At 36.9% G+C, this 24,771-nt stretch carries 26 protein-coding genes and 2 other annotated features; of the genes, 18 read left to right on the top strand and 8 right to left on the bottom strand.

The window, feature by feature from the left end:
- Positions 1 to 60: 60 nt before the first annotated feature.
- The 4 genes from B3D98_RS19385 (at position 61) to B3D98_RS19370 (ending at position 2,526) form a co-directional block, all read left to right on the top strand.
- Complete coding sequence (locus B3D98_RS19385; protein WP_048394093.1) at positions 61 to 549, top strand: GNAT family N-acetyltransferase; 489 nt, start codon at positions 61 to 63, stop codon at positions 547 to 549.
- Positions 546 to 1,190: a hypothetical protein gene (locus B3D98_RS19380; RefSeq protein ID WP_054549655.1), complete on the top strand. Its 645-nt coding sequence runs from the start codon at positions 546 to 548 to the stop codon at positions 1,188 to 1,190. The genes B3D98_RS19385 and B3D98_RS19380 overlap by 4 nt, the downstream gene beginning before the upstream one ends.
- 72 nt (positions 1,191 to 1,262) lie before the next feature.
- On the top strand, positions 1,263 to 1,742 hold the full coding sequence (locus B3D98_RS19375) for a hypothetical protein (RefSeq protein WP_054549654.1): 480 nt from the start codon (positions 1,263 to 1,265) through the stop codon (positions 1,740 to 1,742).
- A gap of 271 nt (positions 1,743 to 2,013) precedes the next feature.
- Positions 2,014 to 2,526, top strand: coding sequence for a YfiT family bacillithiol transferase (locus B3D98_RS19370; protein WP_048394098.1), 513 nt, complete (start codon positions 2,014 to 2,016; stop codon positions 2,524 to 2,526).
- Positions 2,527 to 2,605: 79 nt separating this feature from the next.
- Here B3D98_RS19370 and B3D98_RS19365 read toward each other — a convergent pair whose 3' ends face one another.
- Positions 2,606 to 3,223 (bottom strand): exosporium glycoprotein BclB-related protein, encoded by a 618-nt coding sequence (locus B3D98_RS19365; RefSeq protein ID WP_054549653.1) that lies wholly within the window; start codon positions 3,221 to 3,223, stop codon positions 2,606 to 2,608.
- A 163-nt stretch (positions 3,224 to 3,386) separates the two neighbouring features.
- Positions 3,387 to 4,574, bottom strand: a complete 1,188-nt coding sequence (locus tag B3D98_RS19360) for a hypothetical protein (protein ID WP_054549652.1) — start codon at positions 4,572 to 4,574, stop codon at positions 3,387 to 3,389.
- Between the two features lie 235 nt (positions 4,575 to 4,809).
- Here B3D98_RS19360 and B3D98_RS19355 point away from each other — a divergent pair, with 235 nt between their 5' ends.
- The 4 genes from B3D98_RS19355 to B3D98_RS19340 all read left to right on the top strand — a co-directional run bounded on the left by B3D98_RS19355 (position 4,810) and on the right by B3D98_RS19340 (position 7,137).
- Positions 4,810 to 5,460 (top strand): hypothetical protein, encoded by a 651-nt coding sequence (locus tag B3D98_RS19355; protein WP_004231775.1) that lies wholly within the window; start codon positions 4,810 to 4,812, stop codon positions 5,458 to 5,460.
- An 84-nt stretch (positions 5,461 to 5,544) separates the two neighbouring features.
- Positions 5,545 to 6,117, top strand: coding sequence for a hypothetical protein (locus B3D98_RS19350; RefSeq protein ID WP_048394104.1), 573 nt, complete (start codon positions 5,545 to 5,547; stop codon positions 6,115 to 6,117).
- The gene (locus tag B3D98_RS19345; protein WP_048394106.1) at positions 6,110 to 6,391 is read left to right on the top strand and encodes a hypothetical protein; all 282 of its coding nucleotides are present in this window, start codon (positions 6,110 to 6,112) and stop codon (positions 6,389 to 6,391) included. The genes B3D98_RS19350 and B3D98_RS19345 overlap by 8 nt, the downstream gene beginning before the upstream one ends.
- Before the next feature lie 11 nt (positions 6,392 to 6,402).
- The gene (locus tag B3D98_RS19340) at positions 6,403 to 7,137 is read left to right on the top strand and encodes a hypothetical protein (RefSeq protein WP_054549651.1); all 735 of its coding nucleotides are present in this window, start codon (positions 6,403 to 6,405) and stop codon (positions 7,135 to 7,137) included.
- A gap of 211 nt (positions 7,138 to 7,348) precedes the next feature.
- Here B3D98_RS19340 and rpmG read toward each other — a convergent pair whose 3' ends face one another.
- Positions 7,349 to 7,498 carry a 50S ribosomal protein L33 gene (gene rpmG / locus B3D98_RS19335; RefSeq protein WP_004231780.1) on the bottom strand — a complete coding sequence of 50 codons (150 nt, stop codon included), beginning with the start codon at positions 7,496 to 7,498 and terminating at the stop codon, positions 7,349 to 7,351.
- A 169-nt stretch (positions 7,499 to 7,667) separates the two neighbouring features.
- Between rpmG and B3D98_RS19330 the strand changes: the two genes are divergently transcribed.
- Entirely contained in the window at positions 7,668 to 8,861 is a 1,194-nt protein-coding gene (locus B3D98_RS19330) for a GTP-binding protein (RefSeq protein ID WP_054549650.1), read from the top strand.
- A 20-nt stretch (positions 8,862 to 8,881) separates the two neighbouring features.
- Here B3D98_RS19330 and B3D98_RS19325 read toward each other — a convergent pair whose 3' ends face one another.
- Entirely contained in the window at positions 8,882 to 9,424 is a 543-nt protein-coding gene (locus B3D98_RS19325) for an isoprenylcysteine carboxyl methyltransferase family protein (protein ID WP_036079526.1), read from the bottom strand.
- 1 nt (position 9,425) lies between these two features.
- A complete protein-coding gene (locus B3D98_RS19320) occupies positions 9,426 to 10,508 on the bottom strand; it encodes a type III polyketide synthase (protein WP_054549649.1) in 1,083 nt (360 codons plus the stop codon).
- A gap of 392 nt (positions 10,509 to 10,900) precedes the next feature.
- Between B3D98_RS19320 and rsgA the strand changes: the two genes are divergently transcribed.
- The 4 genes from rsgA (at position 10,901) to metG (ending at position 15,119) form a co-directional block, all read left to right on the top strand.
- Positions 10,901 to 11,971, top strand: a complete 1,071-nt coding sequence (rsgA, locus tag B3D98_RS19315) for a ribosome small subunit-dependent GTPase A (RefSeq protein ID WP_103118927.1) — start codon at positions 10,901 to 10,903, stop codon at positions 11,969 to 11,971.
- Between the two features lie 17 nt (positions 11,972 to 11,988).
- Positions 11,989 to 12,414 (top strand): FosM family fosfomycin resistance protein, encoded by a 426-nt coding sequence (fosM, locus tag B3D98_RS19310; protein ID WP_054549647.1) that lies wholly within the window; start codon positions 11,989 to 11,991, stop codon positions 12,412 to 12,414.
- Positions 12,415 to 12,429: 15 nt separating this feature from the next.
- The gene (locus B3D98_RS19305; RefSeq protein ID WP_054549646.1) at positions 12,430 to 13,077 is read left to right on the top strand and encodes an HAD hydrolase-like protein; all 648 of its coding nucleotides are present in this window, start codon (positions 12,430 to 12,432) and stop codon (positions 13,075 to 13,077) included.
- A gap of 88 nt (positions 13,078 to 13,165) precedes the next feature.
- Positions 13,166 to 13,427: a binding site (T-box leader), on the top strand.
- Between the two features lie 57 nt (positions 13,428 to 13,484).
- Positions 13,485 to 15,119 carry a methionine--tRNA ligase gene (gene metG / locus B3D98_RS19300; protein WP_054549645.1) on the top strand — a complete coding sequence of 545 codons (1,635 nt, stop codon included), beginning with the start codon at positions 13,485 to 13,487 and terminating at the stop codon, positions 15,117 to 15,119.
- A 50-nt stretch (positions 15,120 to 15,169) separates the two neighbouring features.
- Here metG and B3D98_RS19295 read toward each other — a convergent pair whose 3' ends face one another.
- A complete protein-coding gene (locus tag B3D98_RS19295; protein WP_036079516.1) occupies positions 15,170 to 16,741 on the bottom strand; it encodes a 2-isopropylmalate synthase in 1,572 nt (523 codons plus the stop codon).
- Positions 16,742 to 16,832: 91 nt separating this feature from the next.
- Positions 16,833 to 17,071, bottom strand: a binding site (T-box leader).
- A 262-nt stretch (positions 17,072 to 17,333) separates the two neighbouring features.
- Positions 17,334 to 19,028 carry a methyl-accepting chemotaxis protein gene (locus tag B3D98_RS19290; RefSeq protein WP_103118926.1) on the bottom strand — a complete coding sequence of 565 codons (1,695 nt, stop codon included), beginning with the start codon at positions 19,026 to 19,028 and terminating at the stop codon, positions 17,334 to 17,336.
- Positions 19,029 to 19,339: 311 nt separating this feature from the next.
- On the opposite strand from B3D98_RS19290, the gene B3D98_RS19285 reads away from it, so the two are divergent.
- The 4 genes from B3D98_RS19285 (at position 19,340) to B3D98_RS19270 (ending at position 22,898) form a co-directional block, all read left to right on the top strand.
- Complete coding sequence (locus B3D98_RS19285; RefSeq protein ID WP_103118925.1) at positions 19,340 to 19,834, top strand: DUF1648 domain-containing protein; 495 nt, start codon at positions 19,340 to 19,342, stop codon at positions 19,832 to 19,834.
- A gap of 225 nt (positions 19,835 to 20,059) precedes the next feature.
- Entirely contained in the window at positions 20,060 to 20,650 is a 591-nt protein-coding gene (locus B3D98_RS19280; RefSeq protein WP_048394121.1) for an RNA polymerase sigma factor, read from the top strand.
- Positions 20,622 to 21,740, top strand: coding sequence for a DUF4179 domain-containing protein (locus B3D98_RS19275; RefSeq protein ID WP_103118923.1), 1,119 nt, complete (start codon positions 20,622 to 20,624; stop codon positions 21,738 to 21,740). Before B3D98_RS19280 ends, B3D98_RS19275 begins: the two co-directional genes overlap by 29 nt.
- Before the next feature lie 177 nt (positions 21,741 to 21,917).
- Positions 21,918 to 22,898, top strand: coding sequence for a GNAT family N-acetyltransferase (locus tag B3D98_RS19270; protein ID WP_103118922.1), 981 nt, complete (start codon positions 21,918 to 21,920; stop codon positions 22,896 to 22,898).
- Between the two features lie 49 nt (positions 22,899 to 22,947).
- Here the strand turns inward: B3D98_RS19270 and B3D98_RS19265 are convergent, their stop codons facing one another.
- Positions 22,948 to 23,385 (bottom strand): Rrf2 family transcriptional regulator, encoded by a 438-nt coding sequence (locus B3D98_RS19265; RefSeq protein WP_048394127.1) that lies wholly within the window; start codon positions 23,383 to 23,385, stop codon positions 22,948 to 22,950.
- A gap of 190 nt (positions 23,386 to 23,575) precedes the next feature.
- Between B3D98_RS19265 and hmpA the strand changes: the two genes are divergently transcribed.
- Positions 23,576 to 24,742 (top strand): NO-inducible flavohemoprotein, encoded by a 1,167-nt coding sequence (gene hmpA / locus B3D98_RS19260; protein ID WP_054549641.1) that lies wholly within the window; start codon positions 23,576 to 23,578, stop codon positions 24,740 to 24,742.
- The last annotated feature ends 29 nt before the right edge of the window (positions 24,743 to 24,771 follow it).

Raw genomic sequence — 24,771 nt, 5'->3', positions numbered from 1 at the left:
GGTTTCTTTTTGTTTTAATATGCACTATTATGAATAAAAAACGATAAGAGGTGCTTTAGGATGGAAATTGTTTTAGCACAGAGCAAGGATGCCCCAGTTATACATCAGGTGATGCTACAGGCGTTTCAAGAATATGAAAAGGCTACTCCACCATCCAGTGCACTAAGTGAAACGGTGGATTCTATTGAGCAGGCAATGCAGCAAAGTGAACAAGCGTTTATTGGCTATATCGAAAAACAGCCAGTTGCCATGGTAAGGTTTACCCTCAGTACAAAGGGAATTTATTTTTTTAGACTTTCAGTTATCCCAGAAAGACAGGGACAAGGTTTAGCTAAAACACTAATTTCTTGGCTTGAACAATATACACTATCGAAGGGGATTACAATTAGTCAGTGCAAAGTACGTATGAGTGTTCCACGTAATATTGAGTTATATCGTTCTTTAGGTTATGTTGTAACGAAAGAGGAAATGGTGAAGAATCGTAATGGTAACTCTCTAGTAATAGCAACAATGGAAAAGAGACTTTCCAATGAGGAGGAGTTTAATTGAGAAAAAAGGTCGCCTGCTTGCATGCTCATTATTCCAATATACAATACATTGAGCAGGCTTTTCAAAGCGCTGAAGACATAGAGATACTCCATTTTGTAGACCCTGGCGTGATACAGCACGTGTCTAAAGGTAGTGATGGTTTAGCACGTAAAGTTAAGGAGCAAATTGAATGGATAATTAGCTGTGATGTGGATGCCATTTTAATAACGTGTACAAATTATATTGCTTTATTAGAGGATGAAACTTTGTTCGATCCCTCGATCCCTATCATAAAGATAGATGAGCCCTATTTTGAAAGTATATGTAAGCAACAGCCTCAATTTATTCTTTTTACAAATCCTGCAACTGTCGAAGGAACGATGGCAAGACTTCACCAATATGCTAAGCATCAAGGAGTATCAGTAGATGTAGAGGGAAAAATTATTGAGCATACATTTAATCTCATTATGCAGGGGAAAAAGGAAGCATATGATGATGCTATTTTAAGGGCTTTACATACTTTGTCAGCTGAAGAAAAATCCATATCAGTTGCCCAGCTATCGATGGTGGATGCAGCGCAACGATTTCAAGATCACACGGCAATTACAATTCTCCATCCATTAAAGTCATTAGTTGATATTGTAAAGAGTAAGATAAAATGATAGTTTCATAATTTACAGAATTATCTGTAACAATCTGGTTAAAACAAACGTTTCATAAGAAAGGGGGATGTTATGAAACGAGTTGTATTTGTATGTATATTGCTATTATTTTTAGTGGGTTGTACAGACAAAGCAAATGTTACAATGCCAGAGGATCTACCTGATTTTGTGCAAGAAAGTGATATTGCATCAGTTGATTGGAATCAAAAGGCAGTGGAATTTGGTGATAGAGGCATTATTGGTAATGCTGATAAGTCGGGTGTCATTGGTGCAGATATGCCAAGTTTAAGCACACAAAAATGGATGTGGCATCTATGGGGAATAGATGAAGTACGAGATACAGAATTAACGGTTATTGGATACCATAGAGACTCTAAAGTCATACAACCGATTTTAGTGAATGGTTGGAGCATAGGACTCGGAGGACCTGTTAATGGAGCAGATGCCCATACACCTTCTCATGTGAAAGTTCCTAAGCCTGGTGAATGGGCTATTCTACTGTATACAAATGAAAAATACTTTGATACGTTGATATACGATATCCAGGAATAATAGTAAACCCTTATTTTATAATTATTTATACTTATAAAATAAGGGTTTTTGATGTTTGTATATGTATTGGGAAAGGAGGTGTATGGTGTGCGCATGTAAGCTTGCATTGTGTATTGCTTTCATATTTCTGAAATGCACAAGATGCTGAAGACGCCATTCAGAAAGAATATGTAAATACGAAAAGCTATTGAACATAGATAATTACAGTGCAAGGTTGTAGCAAGAAAAATATTAAATTGGTAAGATAAAAAGTAAAATGGAGGTCAGCAATATGAAAGATTTACGTTATCCTATTGGACAATTCCAATTTCCCAAAGAAATGAATTCACAGCAAGTACTAGAGTGGATTAATGAAATTCGTTTGTTACCAAAACAACTTGCAGAGGCATTAAGTGGTGCAAGCGAGCAAGACTTAGTAAAATCTTATCGTGAAAATGGCTGGACAGTGACACAGCTAGTCCATCATATTGCTGATAGTCATATGAATAGCTATATTCGTTTTAAGCTAGCTTTAACAGAGGATGTACCAACCATTAAGCCATACAATGAGGCAGAATGGGCACAGCTACCAGATTCTGAAATGCCAGTAGCAATTTCTTTTAATTTAATTGAAAGCTTACATGAACGTTGGGTTTATTTACTGTCAAGCTTATCGGATGAACAATTACAAAGAGCCTTTAATCATCCTGATTCAGGCCTGACGACTCTTGAGCATGCAATTGGCCTTTATGCATGGCATGGTAAGCATCATTTGGCACATATTCAGAATGCTTTGGTTAAATAAATATGGATGTTTTATGAAAAAACAAGTGATTTCTGCTAATAAGGAAATCACTTGTTTTCATTTTTTATTTAAGTTTATTTTATACGATAGTAATACCAGCACTTGCGTTACCAGCAAGTGTAGCAGCAACTCCTGTAGTAGTCATAGAGAATACCATTAGTAAACGATCACCAGTACTTACAGGTACTGAAACGTTTGCATTACCACTTGCAATCGTACCTACTGCTAATGCTATTAGTGGTAAAGCTGGTAATAAATCAACAAATGCTGCAGTAGGGCTGAATACATTGCTTCCTTGAACTGCGCGGTAAATCTGTGCTCTGACAGTCGCTGTTCCAGTTAGAGTTAAAGCAGCAGTTGCTGAGATTGTAGCAGAAATAGATGTAATTGTACCTGGACGTGGAACCGTAAATGCTTCAGTAGCAAGACTAGATGTTAAATCGATATTAACGCCAGCAAGAGCAACTCCTGGAACAGATGTACCAAATCCAACAAGACTTACAGTACCAACTAAACCAGTAGCAAGAGACACTAAAGCAACAGGAGTTATTCCTGATGAGAATGGGATAATAGAACCAGTAGCTACTGGTGGAGTAATACATGCAGCGTCAATTGCAACAAAAGGTCCCAGTGCAGTACACTCCCCGTTACCATGACCGTTACCTGAACAGCCACACATTGAGTTATTCAAACACATTTTTACACCCCCTTTCTTCATTATTCTATTCATTTCAGATTAGGGGTTAAGGGCAATTATCTATTTCACCTATAAATTCAATGATTTCTTAATGACTGCTTTTATTTGACACATAAAGACATCCACTATGTATGTTTTGACATAGTGGATGTTTAAGATAATGTTAACTCCATCTTTTAAAGAAATCGAAAAATGAGTTTTTTCCCTTTTTATGGTCTTCCTCAATCGGCTTGTTTACAGATTCAAGTTGCATGATCTCTTCTTCAAAGGACAGATGAACCTCATAGGTTGCATCAGCATGATACACTTCAACATATTCTTCTGTTTCCAATGAAGGAGAATGATCTATAGCTGAAGGTTCTGCTACTGTTTCTGCAATGATTTGGTTGAGAGGCTCACTAGCTATTGCTTCAATGTCTTGACTAACAGGTTCGCTAAGTTGCTCCAAGATAACTTGTTCTATCGATTCATTCGTTACAATGGGATTCTCAAGATTGTTATGTTCATTCTCAATTTTCACAGCCTCCATAGGATTATTTAATGTTTCAGTTTTAGTGCTATCTGATTCATTAACTATAGAAGATTGTAAAGTATCATTCTCGATGTTTTCTTCTCTTGAAGCAGGCTGTACGGCAGATGGATCATATACACTTACTGGAACTTCCTTTGCATCCATGGCATTTTTAAAATGGAAGGTGGATTCAACTGTCGTGTTTCTGTATAAACCATTGTATATTTGGCTGGGGTGCGTATTGATTGATTGGAAATATTGCTGATTAAAATGCCGTTCTTCAGGTTTAGTTTCCGGTAGACCATTCTGAGGAGAGGGACCCCCGATATTTACATTTGGTTGGTGGTTTTTGGCTTTACCTGCCACACTTTGTAGTAGTCTATAAGAAGGTTGTGCTGATGTAATTGTAGTTTGATCTGCTGTCTGTGTCATTCTAGGTTGTCTAGGTAAAAGATTAGAATAGGTTTGAGCAGGCATGTCAATGGAGGGCATTATGGTTTTTGCATCATTTCCTTTAACTGGTAACAGTTTATTTAAAATTGATAAAATCTCTTGGTTCATTCCTTCAATGGTTTGATTCAAAGACTCAAGCTGTGTTGAAAGAACCCTAATTTGATCGTCGTATCCTTTTATATATGAATTTTGTTTAGTATCCAATGTCTCTGTAATCCCTTCTAAATGGGCCATCTGTGTTTTTAGTCCATCAAACTCCTGCTTCATATAAAGGAAATCTTCAATTGACTTCCCCATTTTTAACGAGGTTAACGATTCTCTATAAGATTCAATTTTTTTCTTTAAATTTTCAATTTCTTGAGTGGTATACAATTTTGACTCTTCCATTGTAGTTCACCCCTTTCAGTCCATTATTAGTTTATTAAAAATATTGACTTTCTGTTACAAATATAACGGTTCTTTCAACATTTTGATTCGTCTCGTTAATGAGGGAGGAGTATGAAAACAAATCTTGATTGATTTTAATAAATATCCAATGTAACTATTTGTTAGCCCATGCACTTATAGCTGAAAAACATATGCTACAAACGAAAGATAAAAATTTTATGGAGGTGTCAAAAGGATGCAAGAGCATATGCCATCCCAGGCGCAGGAACTAATCTGTATAAATGTTGATAAGGTATACGACTGGATTGTAAAAGAAATGTCGTTTGATATTTCACCTACTGGACCAATTACATTCCCAGGTGTTACAGCAACTACTGACTTAACAGGTGCTATTGTTACTTGTCGAGTAATTCCAGCAACTACAAATCCAATTGTGATTCTGAACCGTGAGAATCGCCAATTCTCTATTGATGGATCAACTGTTTGTCTGCAACATCTAAATGTTCAAAAGAACTTCATTCTAACAATTGTCGTTACTTTACCTAATGGTACTGTTTTCACAAGCAATAATATTCCAGTTTCTCGCTGTGAGCAAGTGACATTATGTGCACCTAAGGGAACAGACGTTGAAATTTTATACACAGATTTAGATTGCTTCGTTTGTACAACTGGAACACTTAGTGTTGGAACAGGTGCTGCAGCAGGTACAATCACGTTCTCTGCGTTGACAATTACTGTTGCTGTTTGTCAAAGTATTCAATCTACATTCCCAGTTACTGTGGAATTTTTAGCAACTTTCTGCGAACCAAGAGCAGACTTACCATTCTCATGTCCAACTGCGGTTCGTCCACAACAATGCCCAGTTATTTTCCCAACTGTTGGTTAATTGTGATAACAAAAAGAAGAAAGTCATACTATGAAGAGAGGGTAATCCTCTCTTTTTTTAATGGAAATAACAAGGAGGTTTAAAGTGGCAGATCGTATTGAAGACAAGATACAGGCACTAAAAGAACAAACAAATGCCTATGTTCATGATATTAAAAGGTTGGTTGAGGAATTAGCAATTCCGAATAGGATTAACCTCATTAGTTATTTTACAACTGCACTTAATATTTCTTATGATCCTGAGCAAGAGAGTTTATGTTTAGGCTCCTATCATATTCGTAATATTGGTAGTGCAGCCGTCACGAACCCATCTTTGTGTATAACAATACCCAAGGAGTCACCGTTTTATTTTTCAGGGAGATATGTTCATGAAAATTTCACTCCGAATTTTAAAACTCAGGGGCAGAGTCAGTGGGAGCGTTTTAATGACAAATCAAGCAAAGAGGAGTATTGGCTGAGACCAGTTGGTAAATCAACAATCGAACCGAATGAAACCATTTCATTTACCAATTTTCAAATAAAATGGTCCCATAATTTATCATATTCAGGCACGATTATGGGTTTTACATATTGCGATCAGCTCACAGAAGGTGTTGTTGTTTTAAATCCAATTAATCTAAATGGAATGGGCCAAACACAGGAGGAAGACAATGGGTGACAACGAAAAACAAGAGTTTGGTAGTGTAATTCAACAATTAGTAAAGGAACAGCTAAGTCGTCGTAATGAACAAGATAATAGCTTTGCCTTTCTTGAAAAAAGTACATTACAGCTATTAATAGCCTATCTTGTTTCAGACGAAAAGAGTCATGTTGAACAAATAGAGAATTCAAAGTTAGAAGAAAAATGGATGAAGCAGCTGGATGATTTACTAGAGGAAAGTAGAGAGCAGCTTGAAGAGGTGGTCGATTTACTAAAAAGATATTCAGGCTAGGGGGTGTGATGATGGACAATGATATTGTGAAAAACAATGATCCAATACAGCTCCAACAAATGATTATTTTTTTAAGGGCCGAGTTAGCCAAGTACAAAAATGAAGTAAAAAGACTTAGAGATAGTGATTATTATGCTTTGGTTCTTCGACTTGAACGAGAAAATGTTCAATTAACAAGGCATAAAAAAGAACTTTCGATGGAACTCCTAAAGTTGAAAAGAGACTTTGATAAAGAATTGCAAGCTTACGATGAAGAAATTCAGAAGAGAGAAGCGCAAAGAAAAAAGCAAATTGCATCCATTGAGGCATTATTAAAGGAATTGGCAGAATTGCGGGCTGAAAAAAAGTCATTGATGGACAAATTTCAAGCATCAAAGGAGGCTTCGATCGATTCAAATGAAAGGTCTATTGTGGAAGGCATAGATAAAAAGTTAAGTGACTATACAACCATAGCAAGTAAACAAATGGAGAATATTTTAGAGACACTAGAAAAATACCATAGAGAGAAAGTAGAATCAGACAACCTTCATCGACATTTACTAAGTGAGTTAGAGACGAAAAATCTAGATATTGAGAGATTATCCAATGAAATCGTTGCATTAAAGAAACAATCTAAGGATGGTAGCACATCAATGAAACAAGGAGTTAATATTGACGAACAAATAGATTTTAGATTACGCATGCTCGATGAATTAGATGCGAAATTGAATGAACTAGCGTTAGAAATCAATAGTGAGCAGCTTTAGCTATAAAATTTCATCATGACTGTTTCAAAGATATGCCTTTGAAACAGTCATTTTTTGATTTGCATAAAAAGCTTATAAGAAGGTTCAACCGCTCACAAAGAAGAGGAAGGCGCTCCAAAGCAGGTTAACCCCGCTCACAAAGTAGAAGACACCGCTCTAAAACAGGTCAGACCCGCTCATGAGGATCTCATCATGACCCCCCATTCCAATATTATTTTGTTTCTCTATGCAGGGTTACACGCTTTAGGCGAGGGGAGTACTTTTTAAGCTCCAATCTTTCGGGATTATTGCGTTTATTTTTAGTAGTAATATAGTTTTTATCACCTGTTTCAGTACAGGCTAGTGTTACTTGTACACGCATTGAAGGACCTCCTTTTAAATAGTAATTATTACGATTTAAACAATATATTTCTCACTGGAGATTGTCAAGTTTAATTTCACTAGTAATAAAAAGCTTTGCATTTTCCAAAGTAATATGATTTAATTACAAATTGTAAATAGTAATGATTACGATTTAAGGAGTTGTAAGAATGACAAAGAAAATTCCTGTTACAGTATTGAGTGGATATTTAGGTTCTGGTAAGACAACAATGATGAATCATGTATTGCAAAACAAAAAAGATTTACGTGTCGCTGTTATTGTGAATGATATGAGTGAAATTAATATTGATGCGGAGCTTATCGCAAATGGTAGCGGTATATCACGTACAGAAGAGAAATTTGTGGAGCTATCGAATGGTTGTATTTGCTGTACATTACGAGAGGATCTATTGCAGGAGGTGGAACGTCTTTCGAAGCTAGGCAATATTGATTACATTTTGATTGAATCGACAGGGATTAGTGAGCCGATTCCAGTTGCACAAACATTTAGTTATTTAGACGAGGAGCTTGGCATTGATTTAACGAAGTTTTGTCGATTAGATACAATGGTTACTGTCGTAGATGCCCATCGTTTTTGGCATGATTTTCAGTCTGGGGAAAGCTTATTGGAGCGGAAGGAAGCTGTTGGTGAATTAGATGAGCGTGATGTTGCAGACCTTCTCATTGATCAAATTGAATTTTGTGATGTCCTTATTTTAAATAAGTGCGATTTAGTATCCTCAGAGGAGCTTGAGCGATTAGAACGTATTTTACGTGCATTACAGCCTGAGGCAAAACTTATACGTACAACAAATGGTGTTATTGATCCAGTTGAAATTTTAAATACGGGGCGCTTTGACTTTGAACGTGTCTCTGAATCGGCTGGTTGGTTAAAGGAGTTGGAGCTTGGTCATGAAAACCATACACCAGAGACTGAGGAGTACGGGATCTCTTCTTTTACCTATAAACGCAAAAGACCGTTTCATCCGATGCGCTTTGTTGAGTGGTGTGATCACATGCCAGATTCAATAGTACGAGCGAAGGGTATTATTTGGAGTGCAAGACATCAGGAAGTTGCGCTATTATTATCGCAAGCGGGGTCATCTGCAAAAATTGAACCAGTCTCTTATTGGGTAGCGGCACTTTCTCAAGCCCAGCAGCAGGATGTATTCCAGCAAAGCCCTGAAGTATTGGAAGATTGGGATGAAGAGTTCGGAGATCGAATGACACAACTTGTGATTATTGGCATTGATCTAGATCGAGAAGACATCACTAAACAGTTGGACAACTGTTTGTTAACAAATGAAGAGTTTCGGAACCCTTGGGAACGTCTACAAGATCCCTTTAACTGGGAATGGCAATAAAGAAGAAAAGAAGATTTCGGCTAAGACTCCGAAATCTTCTTTTGAAATACACGATTATAATTAGTAGCATCTCGTAATGCTTTTTCTTCTATAGGTATTCGGACAGAAAGCATTGTAATATTGAGTAATGTAAAACAAAATGCTGTAAAGTAAGCCTGAAACATGAGTGGTAGCAAAAGGATTTCTAAACAAACTACCGCATAATTGGGGTGGCGCATATATTCATATGGCCCTTTACGAACAACTTGTGCGTCAGGTAAAATGAGGATTTTTGTATTCCAAAAAGTGCCTAAAGAGCGAATACACCAGATCCGCAAAGCCTGCACTGCTAAAAATAATATAAAAAATAACGGAAATAAGGGCGAGATACCATTGTTGTTTGTGACGATTTCCACTATTAAAAACAGAAAAAAGCTAATATGCATGGCTACCATATAGGGGTAGTGTGAAGCACCTACTTCATAGGCTCCTTGTGAAAGCATCCATTTCTCATTGCGCTTGGCAATCACAACTTCTGTCAATCTTTGTAGAACGACAAGGATAAAAATAAAATAGAAGATCATGTTACTCCCTCCAGTTTAATAATACAGCTTCTGCACAAAAACCAGGGCCAAGAGCTACGAGCAAGCCTGTATCCTCCACTTGTCCTTCATTTAACATAAACTGCTCTAATACGTATAGCACTGTCGGTGATGACATATTACCATGTCGTCTCAATATTTCCCGAGAAATGTCGGTTTTTTGGGGAGATAGATAAAGTGTATCTTCGTAAGCTTTTAATACCTTTTTTCCTCCAGGATGCGCAATAAAATGAGTCAATTGTTCGCTGTACAGTCCTTGTTCCATTAAAAATTGCTCAATGAAAGGTCCGAGCCAATTGGTAATAATAGAAGGAATACTTTTTTGGAAAACGACATGAAGCCCGTTGTTTTTCACATCCCAACCCATTACATTTTCCGAATCTGGCATCCATTTAGAACCTGTAGCTAGAATATTAGGGGTTGGCCTTTTTGTTGCGATAGCTACTTCATCCCCACAAACAAGTATGCATGCTGCACCATCGGCAAAAAGAGAAGCACCAATTAAATTACTTTTAGAAAAATCATTTGGCTGAAAAGTGAGGCTACATAACTCGACACAAACGACAAGTACCTTTGCATGTGGATGGGCTTTACAAAAATCATAGGCTCTGCTTATACCAGCGGCTCCTCCTGCACAACCAAGACCCCATAGAGGAATGCGTTTAAGTCGATCTGAAAAGGGAAGCTTGTTCATAACACGTGCGTCAATGCTAGGTGTTGAAATTCCTGTACTGCTAACAAAAATGATGGCATCGATGTCCTCAGTAGGAATAGGTGAGGATAAAAAAGCTGTATTAGCTAAACATGCTTGAATGACACTTACACTGTATTGTGTAGCTAACTCAATATATAAATTATTACGTTCTTCAAAGGAGTGATTCGTACGATGCCATTCAGCTGGCACACAAAAATGGCGTGTGTTGATGCCACCATTTTCAAAAACCTTTAAGTAGCGCTCTAGTTTTGGAATTTTTGCATAAAAAAGCTCTTTCGTTAGTTCCTCTGCGTTATCTTGCTGTAATGTGTAAGGTGGTTGATATGTGCTAATTGAAATGATTTTAGGCAATCCAACATCTCCTCGCATTTAATGGTTTTGTTCATTGTATGCGTGGATGATTGGAATAAATGCTTATAATATTGTAATTGACAATTTCTGAAAATTTAGCTATATTGATAACAACTAAATGGAAAGTAGGTGATGTGACATGATGAATAGATCTGTAATTAGCGAACTGCAATCCGGTTTGTTCAATTTCACACGCCTAAAATATACAAAGTGACGCCGTGCCATAACTCGGGGTATTTGTGTATCTTTTAAACGTGCCTGTGAAACCTTGTAACTGCCGAATTGCAGCTACAAGGTTTTTTATTGTAGTTCCAAAAGGTGAATTGCGATAGGGCCTCTTGCGGATGACAACTATTTTCGCTGAGGCATCATACGTTTAGGAGGAAAATAAATTGAATTTAACAACATTAGGTTTTACAACATATTTTGAAGAGCAAATGATAGAAATGAAAAAACAGGCTAAATTAAAAAATTGTGTGCCTGCAAGGGTTACTTTAGAGCATAAGCATTCTTATCGGGTGTTAGCTGAAGAGGGAGAATGGCTTGCGACAATTGCTGGTCATTATGCGTATACATCTTTAGCGAGGGAGGACTATCCAGCAGTTGGTGATTGGGTGCTAGTGGAGAAAATGCCCGGAGAGGCACGAGCAATTATTCATCAGCTATTCCAACGAAAATCTGTATTTTCACGTAAAGTTGCAGGAACGGAAATTCAAGAACAGATTGTCGCATCAAATGTCGATATTGTGTTACTTGTTATGAGCTTGAACGCAGATTTTAATATTCGACGTTTGGAGAGATATTTAGTGGCTGCTTGGGATTCAGGGGCAAAGCCCATTATTGTCCTGACAAAAGCTGATTTATGCGAAGATGTTTCGAGCTTAGTACAAGAAGTGGAGTCTGTAGCCTTTGGTGTGGATATCTTTGTAACGAGTGCTCTATCGGGCGAAGGTCTAATGGAAATTCAGACGCTATTCACAGAGGGGGTCACGGGGGCACTATTGGGGTCTTCTGGAGCAGGGAAATCCACATTAACAAATGCTTTATGTGGTGAGATACTGATGAAAGTAGCGGGTATACGTGAGGATGATGCCAAGGGACGACATACAACAACCCATCGAGAGCTAGTAGTATTGCCTGCTGGTGGCTGTCTAATTGATACGCCAGGGATGCGTGAGCTTCAATTGTGGGATCAAGGGGATAGTTTAGCTTCTAGCTTTCAAGATATTGAGGAACTAGCAACAGCTTGTCGTTATCGTGATTGTACACATCAAAAAGAGCCTTATTGTGCTGTCCAGCAAGCTATAGTAGATGGGGACTTGGACCAATATCGCCTACAAAGCTATTTTAAGCTGCAAAGAGAATTGGCTTATATGGAGCGCAAAACAAATACGCAAGCAAAACTTGAGGAGCAGCGCAAGTGGAAGCAAATAGCCAAGGGAATGAAAAAGGGGAAGAAATAATCAATAGGAGCACAACCATGACAATTCAAAACATCAATCATTTATTGTTTTCAGTTTCTAATTTAGAGGAATCCATCACTTTTTATGAAAAAGTATTCGATGCCAAGTTGCTAGTAAAGGGGAACAGCACAGCCTATTTTGATGTAAATGGACTGTGGCTAGCTCTGAATGTAGAAAAGGATATACCCCGTAATGACATCCATCATTCCTATACACACATTGCCTTCACAATCGCTGAGGATGACTTTGATAAGGTGTATGACAGATTGGTGCAGCTAAAGGTCAATATTTTAGCAGGTCGGCAAAGAGATGAAAAGGATAAAAAATCAATTTACTTTACAGATCCTGATGGTCATAAATTTGAATTTCATACAGGAACTTTGCAGGATCGTTTGGATTATTATAAGCAAGAAAAGCAGCATATGGCGTTTTTTGATAACTAATTAAGGAGAGATTTTATGAATAAAGCGTTTATTTTTGATATGGATGGAACATTATTTCAAACCAATCTTATTTTAGAGCCTGCTCTCGATGCAACATTTGATGTGCTGCGGACAAACGGCTTGTGGCAGGGGGAAACACCTATAGAAAAATATAGAGAAATAATGGGGGTTCCTTTACCTGTTGTGTGGGAAACATTATGTCCTATGCATGCTTTAGAGATACGAGAAGAGAGCAATGTATTATTCCATGTAAAGCTGATTGAGCAAATACGTGGACATAAAGGTGCTTTGTATCCAAACGCTGAACAAACCCTTGCAACATTGTCAGAGAATTATCCGTTATACATAGCGAGTAATGGACAGGTTGACTATTTACAAGCAATCGTCGAAACCTATCAGTTGGAGCGTTTTATAAAGGGAATCTATAGCATTCAAGCAATTGCAAGTGGGCATAAATCGGATCTGGTCAAAAGAGTTGTAGATGAAAATAAAATTGATTATGGAGCAGTGGTAGGAGATCGTTCTTCGGATATCCAAGCTGCACAGGACAATCAATTACTATCAATAGGTGTTCGCTTTGACTTTGCACAAGACAAGGAGTTAGAAAAAGCAGATATAGTAATTGATGATTTAACTGCATTGGTAAAGGTTACATTAGATTAACTTAAGAAAGTGTATCAAAATAAGGGATGATTTAGAGACAAACATTGCATTTCCTCACAAGAAGGCGTAAAATAATGCCAATCCTATAGAAAAAGCATTGAGAAGGAAAAGTAAATTGGATTAGCATTTTGTAGAGAGCCTCTGTTGGTGGAAATGAGGTAAGTGAACCCTTTTGAAAATGACCTTTGAGCTTCGTACCGAAAGCTTTTTAGCCAGTAGATTACGACGAGATGGGCACTCGTTACAACAGCGGCAGTATCTCTCTTTTTGAATGAAGACGTACTGATAGAGGCAAATAGTGTGAGCTATTTGTAAATATAGGTGGTAACACGGGTAGACTCGTCCTAATCAGATTTGATTAGGGCGATTTTTTTTTACCATTTTTTCTGTGAGGGGAGCAATTTAGAATGACGATTGTTATTGGAGGCGCTTGGCCGTATGCAAATGGCTCTTTGCATTTAGGGCATGTTGCCGCATTATTACCAGGTGATATTTTGGCTAGATATTACCGACAAAAAGGCGAGCAGGTTTTATATGTATCAGGCAGTGATTGTAATGGTACACCCATTTCTATACGGGCCGCACAAGAGAATACAACGACAGAGGCTATAGCTAATCACTATCATGATGAGTTTACAAGATGCTTTCATGATTTAGGATTTACCTATGATTTGTACACAAGAACGGATGCGGAGCACCACCATGAATCCGTTAAGGCCCTTTTCTTACAGCTACTGGCTAATAATTTCTTATACAAAAAGAAAATTGAACAGGCTTACTGTGAGACGGATAATCAATTTCTACCAGATCGATTTGTCGAAGGTCTTTGTCCAAATTGTGGAGCGAAAGCAAGGGGAGATCAATGTGATAACTGCTCAGAAATTTTAGACCCATTGGACTTAATTGATAAGCGCTGCAAAATTTGTGGGAACGAACCTGTTATTCGGGAAACTGAGCACTTTTATTTTACCTTTAGTCAATTTCAAGGAAGGTTGGAGTCTTATTTAGCACAAGCAAAAGTCGAGAAACGTTGGCGTGACAATGCTTTAGGGTTAACGGAGCGATACTTGGCAGAGGGAGTTCCCGACCGAGCAGTAACAAGAGATTTACCGAATGGCATAGATGTTCCAGTGCCAGGTTTTGAAGGGAAAAAAATATATGTATGGATTGAAGCTGTAGCAGGGTACTTAACAGCAAGCTTAGAATGGGCAAAAGAACATCAAATAGCTATTGAAGATTTATGGAATGAAGAGACCATTTCATACTATGTACATGGGAAGGATAATATTCCATTCCATACAGTTATTTGGCCAGCCATTTTAATGGGAATTGGATCCAAGGCATTACCTACCCATATCGTATCTAATGAGTATTTAACATTAGAAAAACGCAAATTATCTACTAGTCAGAATTGGGCTGTATGGGTTCCTTATATTTTAAGCCGTTATGATGCGGACTCTATTCGTTACTTCTTAACGATGAATGCGCCAGAAAATCGTGATACTGATTTTTCATGGCGGGAATTTATTTATAGCCATAATGGCGAACTACTCGGAGCCTATGGCAATTTTGTAAACCGTACATTGAAGTTTATTGAGAAATCATTTGCTTGTCAGGTGCCACAAGCGGAGGTGGATAGCGACATTCGAAAACAAACCGTACAATTGTTTAATGAAGCGGGTGTTCTTATAGAAGGTGGTCATTTCAAGCAGGCGTTAGAATCCATTTTTGAGTATATTCGCGGTGCTAATCGTTATTTTGATGAACAACAGCCATGGCTACAGGTAAAAGAAAACGTAGAGGCAGGTAATCGTACATTAGCAACTTGCGTCTATATCATTGCGAATTTAGGACAGCTGCTGCATCCTTTCTTACCGTTTTCAGCAAAGAAAGTAAGAAATATGTTAGGTATAAATGAAATGATGTGGCATGAACAGGTAGATCTCCCTAAAGTCATTCGAGAGGTGACACCATTATTTGAACGTCTTGATATCGAACGAATCGATGAGGAATATCAAAAACTAGTTAGGGATAGTCGCTAGGATTGAAAAAGCAGTATGGCGCAAGAGCCATACTGCTTTGCTATTTTCATTTAATTCATAACAGGTGTTAATTTTGTCACTACAATGCTATTAATCGCATTAATATAGGCTAATGCACTTGCCTTAAGAATATCTGTATCTGCTGCTTTTGCAATATACTTTTCGCCTTCATGCTCAATCGTAATTTTTACTTTACCTAAAGCCTCTTTGCCTCGTGAAACACTATTGATATTATATTCCACTAGTTTTACATCCATATTTGTAATTTCTGCAATGGCTGAATAGAGGGCATCAATTGGACCAGAGCCTACTGCACTAGCTTTAAATACTTCGCCGCCTTTTCGAACCTTAACACTTGCTGAAGGGAAGCTTGTATTGCTGACGACTTGGAGATCATCAAAATCAAAGAATTGCTCACTATAATGTGTAGCATTTTTATTATTGGCATCATGTTTTTCATAATAGCTTTCAACAATAACATATAAATCGTGATCATATACTTCTTTCTTCGCATCGGCTAGCTTTAAGAATCCTTCGAAAATACCTTCAAATTCCTCTGTTGAAAGATTAGTAAAACCTAATTTTTCAAGAGCATTTTTCACTGCATGGCGACCAGATCGAGCTGTTAGTACTAGCTCCATATCATCAAGACCTACATCCTCAGGATGGACGATTTCATAAGCATCACGCGATTTTAACAAACCATCTTGGTGAATACCAGAAGAATGGGCAAATGCATTATCTCCTGTAATGGCTTTATTGACCTGTACATCTAAGCCCATAAAGCTAGAAACAAGACGTGAAGTATTCATAATTTCTTTTGTATTAATACGTGTTTCTGCATTGTAGACGGAGCTACGAGTTTTAAGTGCCATGACAACTTCTTCTAATGCAGCATTACCTGCGCGTTCACCGATACCATTGATTGTACACTCTACCTTATCTGCACCATTTTTAATTGCAGCTAGCGTATTAGCCGTTGCCATTCCAAGATCATTGTGACAATGAACGCTTAAAAGAACACTATCATCTAAGTTTTTCATACGGTCATTTAATTTAAAAATCATTTCTCCAAATTCCTCTGGCTCTGCAAAGCCAACCGTATCAGGAACGTTAATCATCGTTGCGCCAGCTCTCATAACAGCTTCAATTGTTTTCCAAAGATATTCAAAGTCAGAACGAGAGGCATCCTCTGTGGAATATTGAACTTGCGGCAATAATGTTTTAGCGTATTTCACAGCATCCACGCCAATTTGTAAAATTTGATCTTTTGACTTGCTGAATTTTTTCTCCACATGAATATCAGAGGTTCCTAGTACCATGTGAATCATCGGGTTTTGAGCATACTTCACAGCATTATAGACAGCATCAATGTCAGCCTTTACAGCACGTGCTAATGCTGTAATCATAATGTCGTTTGTATTGCCAACCTTTTCAGCTACAGCTTTGACGGCATCAAAATCACCTTGAGAGGAAGCGGGGAATCCAGCCTCAATAATATCGACACCTAATTTTTTCAGCTGCTGAGCGATCTCTACTTTTTCATAAAGATTTAGCTTTGCTCCAGGCACCTGTTCGCCATCACGTAAAGTTGTATCAAACACCCAAATTTTTCTTCCCATTTTCAAACACTCCTTTTTAGTGATTAGTATCTAAAATCTACACTTAGGCCAATAAGTCATTAAAAAAATAAAAAACCCGTCTCTATTTAAAAATAGAGACGAGTTTATGCTCGCGGTACCACTCTAATTGACCTTCTCTTTATAGAAAAAGTCCCCTTATCGACAGCTATCACTGTCTATCCTGTTAACGGAGGAAACCGACATCCCTTACTAAAAAGTTCAGGGAGTAGCTCATGGACGAGTTCAAAATGTGTGCCTACCGATTTACACCAACCATCGGCTCTCTACAAGTACACAAACACTTTTACTATTTCCAATCTTGGCCTGCAATGTGTTGTTGAAAGCAATATTACTTGGATATTAACTGCCTGTCAATAATATTCTAAAAATTTATTTAATTCTGTCTTAAGTAATGTCTATTTTATTAAAAATTTGATATTTGGTGAAGTGTAAAATAAAGTAGTGAAGAATGTATTTACTAGGAGAAAATGGTGAGTAGGGTTAGCATACGATAGGTAGAAAAATCATGATATTTTTCTTTGTATGAAGAAACTGCTCGTTTTCTATAAACCTAAAGAAAACGAGCAGTTTTTTATTCTACCTTAAAACGAGAGACTTGCGTGTGAAGTTCTTCTGCCATATTTGAAAGTGTTGCTGCTGAAGCAGCTACTTCTTCGATAGTAGCTAATTGTTCCTCGGAAGCAGAAGCAACATTTTGTAAATTAGATGAGGACATCTGTGCAATAGTTGCAATTTCATCAAAGGAAGCATAGATTTGCTCTGCACTAGAGGACATCTCCTCTGACACTGTCGTTGCTTCTTGGATTTGCATGGATACTTGCTCAATCAGCTCAACAATCTTAGAGAAACCTTCTTCTGCTACCTTCACTACTTGCATACCAATTTGAACCTCTTGAGTTCCAGTATCCATCACCGTTACAGCACGGTTTGTATCCTGCTGTATTTCAGAAATCAAGGTAGCGATTTGCTCAGCGGATTTTTTTGATTGCTCTGCTAGCTTTTTCACTTCATCTGCTACGACTGCAAATCCGCGTCCATGATCGCCTGCACGAGCCGCTTCAATGGCAGCATTAAGTGCTAATAAGTTTGTTTGTTCTGCAATATCAGTAATAATGCCAATGATATTACCAATTTCAATGGAATGCCCGTCTAGATTTTTAACAACACTTGCTGACTCTAAAACAGCCGTGTTGATTGTTGTCATCTGAGAGATAACACGATGTAAAGAATCATTCCCTTTCTTAGCCTCTGAATTTGTTTCGATTGCCAGTTCAGAAACAGCCGCAGTAGTAGAAGCTAATTGTTGTATACCCTTTGTCATGTTTTTCATTGCTTCTGAGCTTTCAGTTGCGTTTTTCCCTTGAGCCTCTGAGCCACTAGCAACCTCTTGAATAGAAGAAGTGATTTGTTCTGTAGCCTGTATAGTTTGCTCTGCACTAGCTGTTAACTCAGCAGCAGAGCCACTTACTTGTACAGTGTTTTGGCGCACATTCGTAATTAAATCCTTTAAATTTGTAGCCATTTGATTAAACGCAAGCGCTAGATCACCTACTTCATCACGATTCTTTATACGAATTTGTTCAGCTGTTAAGTCACCCTCAGCTATTTTTTTCGCAGCTTTAGCCATACCGTTAATTGGACGAGACATTAGACTACCAACAACCATAGCAATTATCAGACTTATGACAACAGCAAAGACTCCAAGAAGCATCATTTGGAGCTTGATGTCTTGAATTTGATTGGATGTAGCAGCCATTTTACCTTCTACATATTCATTTTGATAATTAGAAAGGTTTTCAACACGTTCATCGAATTGTTTAATAATTAAGCGTCCTTGAGTACTATCCAATTTTTCGTACTTCTCTGTTTCTCCAGCAGCTTTTAACTCAAACATACGATCTGCAAATTCTTGCACATTTTGCTCACTTTTATTAATAGCTTCAAGCATCTTAATTGATTTTTCCGAATCTAAAGTAGCCATTAATTCTTCAGATTTTTGTTTGAATTCCTCGCGTGAGGCTTGATTACTTTGAAAGTTTTGTTTGTCACCAAGTAGTAAGTAGCCTCGCATGCTGACAATTTCCTGTTTTGCAATCACCCGTAATTCCTGAATACTTATAGATTTAGTAGTTTGTTCCTCCAATAATGTACGATAGGTCTTATTTACAGAATCAAGCTGTTTTATATTTAAGCCGATTGTTGTAACGAGTACCAAAATAACTATAAAAAAACCGAGTAATAATTTCTTGTAGATAGTAAATCGCATAGTTGAAATATCCTTTCTCAGTAATTAGTAGAAATGTTACAAAATAATGAAATATGTATATATATCATTTATATCAGATTATATGAATTTTACAAAGTATTATGAGTATTTCTACAGTAATTAGCAGTTTGAAAATGGGTATAAATTATATATGAAGTAATAAAAAAAGTAGATTTTATCGCTATAATGCTACTAATAATAGGGATAATTAATGGTGCATGTTGAATATTAAGTCAATTTTCATAAATTTTGAAACTTTAATAGTAGTCATAACGTAGATGTAGTAAAGGAAAAGAACAGGGGTGGAGAAAATGTATAGGCCAATTTTAAAGTTACCTAAAACAAGATCAGAAAAGATATGGGACTATATTGGTGGTAGTATATTTATTTTATCCATCTTTTATATTATATTGGCATGGGGTAAGTTGCCTGATGAAATACCTGGTCATTTTAATGGATTAGGTGAGGTGGATCGATGGGGATCAAAAATAGAATTATTCATTCTTCCGTTCATCGGTTTATTTTTATGGATTGTTATGTGGCTGCTAGAAAAAGCACCTCATATGCATAATTATCCGTCACGTTTGGATGAAAGTAATGTAAAAGTATTTTATTTGAATAGCAGAAAAATACTAAATCAAGTAAAAAATATCTGTCTCATTTTATTTGCTTTTATATCGATTCAGATGGTTCGTATTGGTCTTGGTGAGGTAAATTCATTAGGATGGTGGTTCCTACCCATTGTATTGATAGGAGTATTTATCCCAATTATTAAAGGGTTTATAACAAGCTACAAAATAAAATAGTGAGACTCAAACGCTTAGGTTACCCTTAAGCGTTTTATTTTTGTGAAAAATTTTTATAGTGTGTCACAAATGGCTGTTGATTTCAGTTATATAGGCGAAGAAGGGAAGATATAAAAGATTTCTCCAAGTAACTCGATGACATTCAATAATATTTTTAAGATTTTTTATCTAGTGTCACAAACTTCTAATAATTTCAGTTATATAGATTGGAGAGGGGGGACAACATTGACTACACGAGAACCATCAAAAGAGCGAGCTGATATAGATATTCAATCAATCGTGGAGCAAGTTCAATCAGGGGACACGCATGACTATGCAGAAATCATTCGTTGTTTTCAAAAGCAAATTTATATTTATTGTTACTATATGCTAGGAACCAAAGAGGAGGCGGAGGATGCTTCGCAAGATATTTTTATTAAAGGACTAGAGAATATTCATAAATTTTCTTATACGGTTTCCTTATCGGCGTGGCTTTATAAAATCGCTCACCACCATTGTATTGATGTCATAAAAGCAAAAAATAGGGGCTATAAATTTTGGCTAAGTGTGAAGCGAGAACAGGTGAAGCAGACGCAAGCACCGATACCTGAATATGATGAGATGGTGCATAGGCTACTGGAAAACTTACATGTAGATGAAAAAAGGATTTTACTGCTTCGTTCTATTGAAGAATATAGCTTTGAAGAGATTTCTGAAATTATGGATATGAAACCAGCTACAATAAGAAAAAAATATGAACGATTACGCAAAAAATTAATAAAGGAAAATAAGTTAGGAGGTGGATTTTATGAGCATTCATTCAAAGCAGAAGGATAAAGAAATGGCACGAATAGAGCTGCTAATTCGAGAAACACCTGTAGAAATTGATTTGGTTGATCGTGTAATCAGTAAATATGAACGTAACGAGCAGCCACAAGTAGTAAAGCACCAGAAGAAATGGCACTATAAAGTTGCTTTTGCAACAGCCATGCTAGTTAGCTTACTATTTATTACATCATTTATTTCACCAACAATGGCTGCAACGCTTAAACAAGTGCCTGTACTATCCTCAATTTTCCGTCTCGCTGGTGATTTGGGGTTGCAGATGGCTGATGAAAAAGGACTTTCTACAAAACCACAGACAAGTGTGACACAGGAGGGGTTTACATTAAGTGTATCGGAAGTAGCGTATGACGGTACACGTGTTTCAATTGCTATTGAACGCCCCTATAAAGAAGATCAGAAAGAAGCTTTAATGGATTGTATCAGTAATTATAATTTGTTTATAAATGATGAGCCTATTAATTCTTTTGCTCCGAGTGAGTCCAATTCTATTAGTCGTTTTATGTACCCTGGTAAAGATAATGCTTCTGTTATTATTGAATTTTCGGATCTGAGAAATCAGGGGGGGAAGCCTTTCCCAGAGCAATTTGATTTAACCATTCAAGCTTTTGTCAAAGGTATAGAAAACCCCATTGAAATTGATATTCCTGTGAAAAATAAAGTGAAAGACTATGTAGCTTTAGCACCAAATATAAGTCGACAATATGACAATATTCATTTGACTCTTGAAAAGGTCAAGCTAACACCAGTTACAACAAGTATCACAACACGGATGGTTTTAACTGATAATTCAACGTTCACTGATAATTTAACACTACTAACAATGGGGATAGTTATTATTGATGAGCATGGTCGTGAAATTGAATTAATTGGAGGAAACGGTTGGAACGCTACCAATGGAAACATTCATCTTGATGATCTTCGGTACACTCCTTTTGAATCTGTTCCAAAAACAATAACCTTAAAACCCTATATCCATCTTTTCAAGGAAAACGAAAAAGGTATGTTTCAATTGGATAAAAACGGTTATCCGAAAATTCAATATATACCTGAACTAGAGATCACTATACCAGTTCAACCATAAAAATAATCGAGAAAGTGTAGTAAAAGCTCACTTTCTCAATTTTTATTTTTCTATATTTATATAAAGTAGATGGATATTCAGTTATACTAGCAAAACAAGGCTTTTGAATAATCTATAGTATATGGAGTATATATAAAGAATAAGTTTTCAATCCTAAGAAATAAAGGGGAATAGAAGATGGCAGTAACGTTAGTAAGGCATGATGTGAAGTATGCTGAGGCTATGCATGCGTTGTCTTCTATGCCACAGGTTCGAGATGCCCTAGGCTTACCTGCTGGCAAGGTAGAAGACACAATTCATTTTATTAAGCGTGAACGTATAGATGAAGAAGAAGGTAAGACCGTCCCTCGTGTGATTTTAGATGAGGAGGGGCAAGTCATTGGTGTGACATCATTAATGTTTATCGATCGTCATAAAAAGAGCTGTCATATCGGCTCTTGGCTTGGCTATCAATTTTGGGGGAAGGGCTATAATCTTGAAGCAAAAACGGCTATTTTAGATATTGCGTTTTTTGAGCTGGGATTATCACGTGTTTTTGCAGGAGCCCGAAAGGTTAATATCCGTTCACAAAAAGCACAAGAAAAGCTACCTTTTGTTCGATTAGGGGTGGAAAAAGATTATCCTGAGGAGCATTCGTGGTTAGAAGTGAAGGAAAAGCAACCATGTGTGTTAAATGTTTTTGAACGAGAAGATTATGTCCGTTATCGAACATCCCTAGAAAAGGTAGAAGGAAACCGAGAAGCCTTTTTACCTCAGCTTTTATTAGCTGATGAGAGTGAAGTGGCAGTTCGGAAATATTTAGATAAGGGTACATTATATAAAATTAATTGTGGAGAACTGTTGGTGGGAGTGGCATTAGTCATTCCTCAAACTAATACTACAATTGAATTGAAGAATATTGCTATTGTACCAAAGTATCAAGGGAAGGGAATAGGCAAAGAGATATTGCGACAGCTCACTGAAGAATGTCAAAAGGATGGTTATCAAACGGTATTAGTTGGAACGGCGAACTCAAGTATTGATAATATCGCTTTTTATCAAAAAGCAGGCTTTCGCATGGAGGCTATTGAAAAGGACTACTTCAGTCATTACCCAGAACCAATTTATGAAAATGGTATTCGTGCATTGGATATGATTTTCTTTTCAAAGCAATTATAAGCAAACTTCTAAAAAAAATACCCGTTCAACAAATGTTGAGCGGGTATTTTTATTTACCGAGCAGTAGAGCCATTAATTTTTCCTTAGAATGAAGGAAATCGTCCAAGGTGTATTGATCTAATACTTTCAAATAGGCTTGCAAAGCTTCATACAGTACACCCTTTAATTGACATTCTGGAGCTATTTTACATAGGTTATTTTCTTTATCGAAACATTCTACAAGATGAAAATCCTCTTCTGTATGACGAACAATTTCACCGATGGTAATGGTTTTTGGATCGATAGCAAGGCGAATTCCACCGCCACGTCCACGGATTGTTTCAATGTAACCTAATAACCCTAGTTGGTGTGTCACCTTCATTAAATGGTTTTTCGATATATTATAAGCATCTGAGATCTCTTGAATAGTCGATAATTGACCATCTTCCTTTGCGCCTAAATAAATAAGTGTGCGCAAAGAGTAGTCTGTGTATAAAGTTAAGCGCATCTAAACACCCTACTTTCTATAATTCAAAATAATTATAGCATTTTTACATTGAAGTATAATATCTACAACCTATTTTTAAAGATGTATTTAAAATACATTAATTATGTCTATTTTGTTAAAGATGTATTTTATATATTGCTTTAAGAGAATGAAAGCGTTATATTGTAATCACGAAAGGATGGTAAGCGATATGTTAAAACAAGAAACAATTCAAATTATTAAAGCGACAGTACCTGTATTAGAAGTTCATGGTGTTGAAATCACAAAGACGTTTTACAAAAATATGTTTCAAGCTCATCCAGAATTACTAAATATTTTTAATCACACGAACCAAGAACAAGGCCGTCAGCAAACAGCATTAGCAAATACTGTTTACGCTGCAGCAGTTCATATTGAAAACTTAGAAGCAATTTTACCAGCCGTAATGCTTATTGCACATAAACACCGTAGTTTAGGAATTTTACCTGAACATTACCCAATTGTGGGTGAAAACTTATTAAAAGCGATTAAAGAAGTACTTGGTGATGCAGCAACTGATGACATTATTGGTGCATGGGCCGAGGCTTATGGCGTTATCGCAGATATTTTCATTCAAGTAGAAGAAGAGTTATACCAAAAAACTGAGAACAATGGTGGTTGGCGTCTATTTAAACCATTGAAAGTGGCAAAAAAAGTTGTAGAAAGTGACTTAGTAACTTCTATTTATTTTGTAAATGAAGATGGATCACCACTACCAACTTATGAACCAGGTCAATACATCTCTATTCGAGTGAAAGTGCCAGGAGAAGAGTATTTAATGAACCGTCAATATACACTTTCACAAGCGAGTGCAGAAGATGGCTATCGTATTTCGGTGAAACGTGAAAGTGATCATACGCCAAATGGTAAAGTGTCAAATTATATTCATGATCAATTACAAGTTGGAGATTTGGTAGATGTAAGTGCTCCAGCCGGATTATTTGTGTTAGAAGAAACGGCTGCACCAATTACATTTGTAAGTGGCGGTATCGGTGTAACACCTTTAAACAGTATGCTGCAATCTCTAAATGATAATGCAGTGAATGAAGTGAACTTTATCCAATGTGCTCGTAATGAGAAGGTTGTAGCGTTCAGTGATGACATTCAAAAGAAAGTAAACGTCTTACCGAATGCATCCTATACAGCTTTATACTCTGATGAAGACAAGCTTATTACAAAAGAATTGTTGGCTGAAAAAGTAGCTGATAATGCAGATGTATATGTATGTGGCCCTGTAGGCTTTATGGAAGCGGTTATTAAAAATTTACAGGAAATTGGCGTGAAAGATGAAAAAATTCACTATGAATTCTTTGGGCCAGCCATGCAATTAGCTAAATAAAAATAAACTCCCTGCTATGAGTAATAACT

The sequence above is a fragment of the Lysinibacillus sp. UBA5994 genome, from assembly GCF_002429725.1.
GTDB classification, from domain to species: domain Bacteria; phylum Bacillota; class Bacilli; order Bacillales_A; family Planococcaceae; genus Lysinibacillus; species Lysinibacillus capsici.
This window is presented reverse-complemented; position numbering and strand designations above follow the sequence as displayed.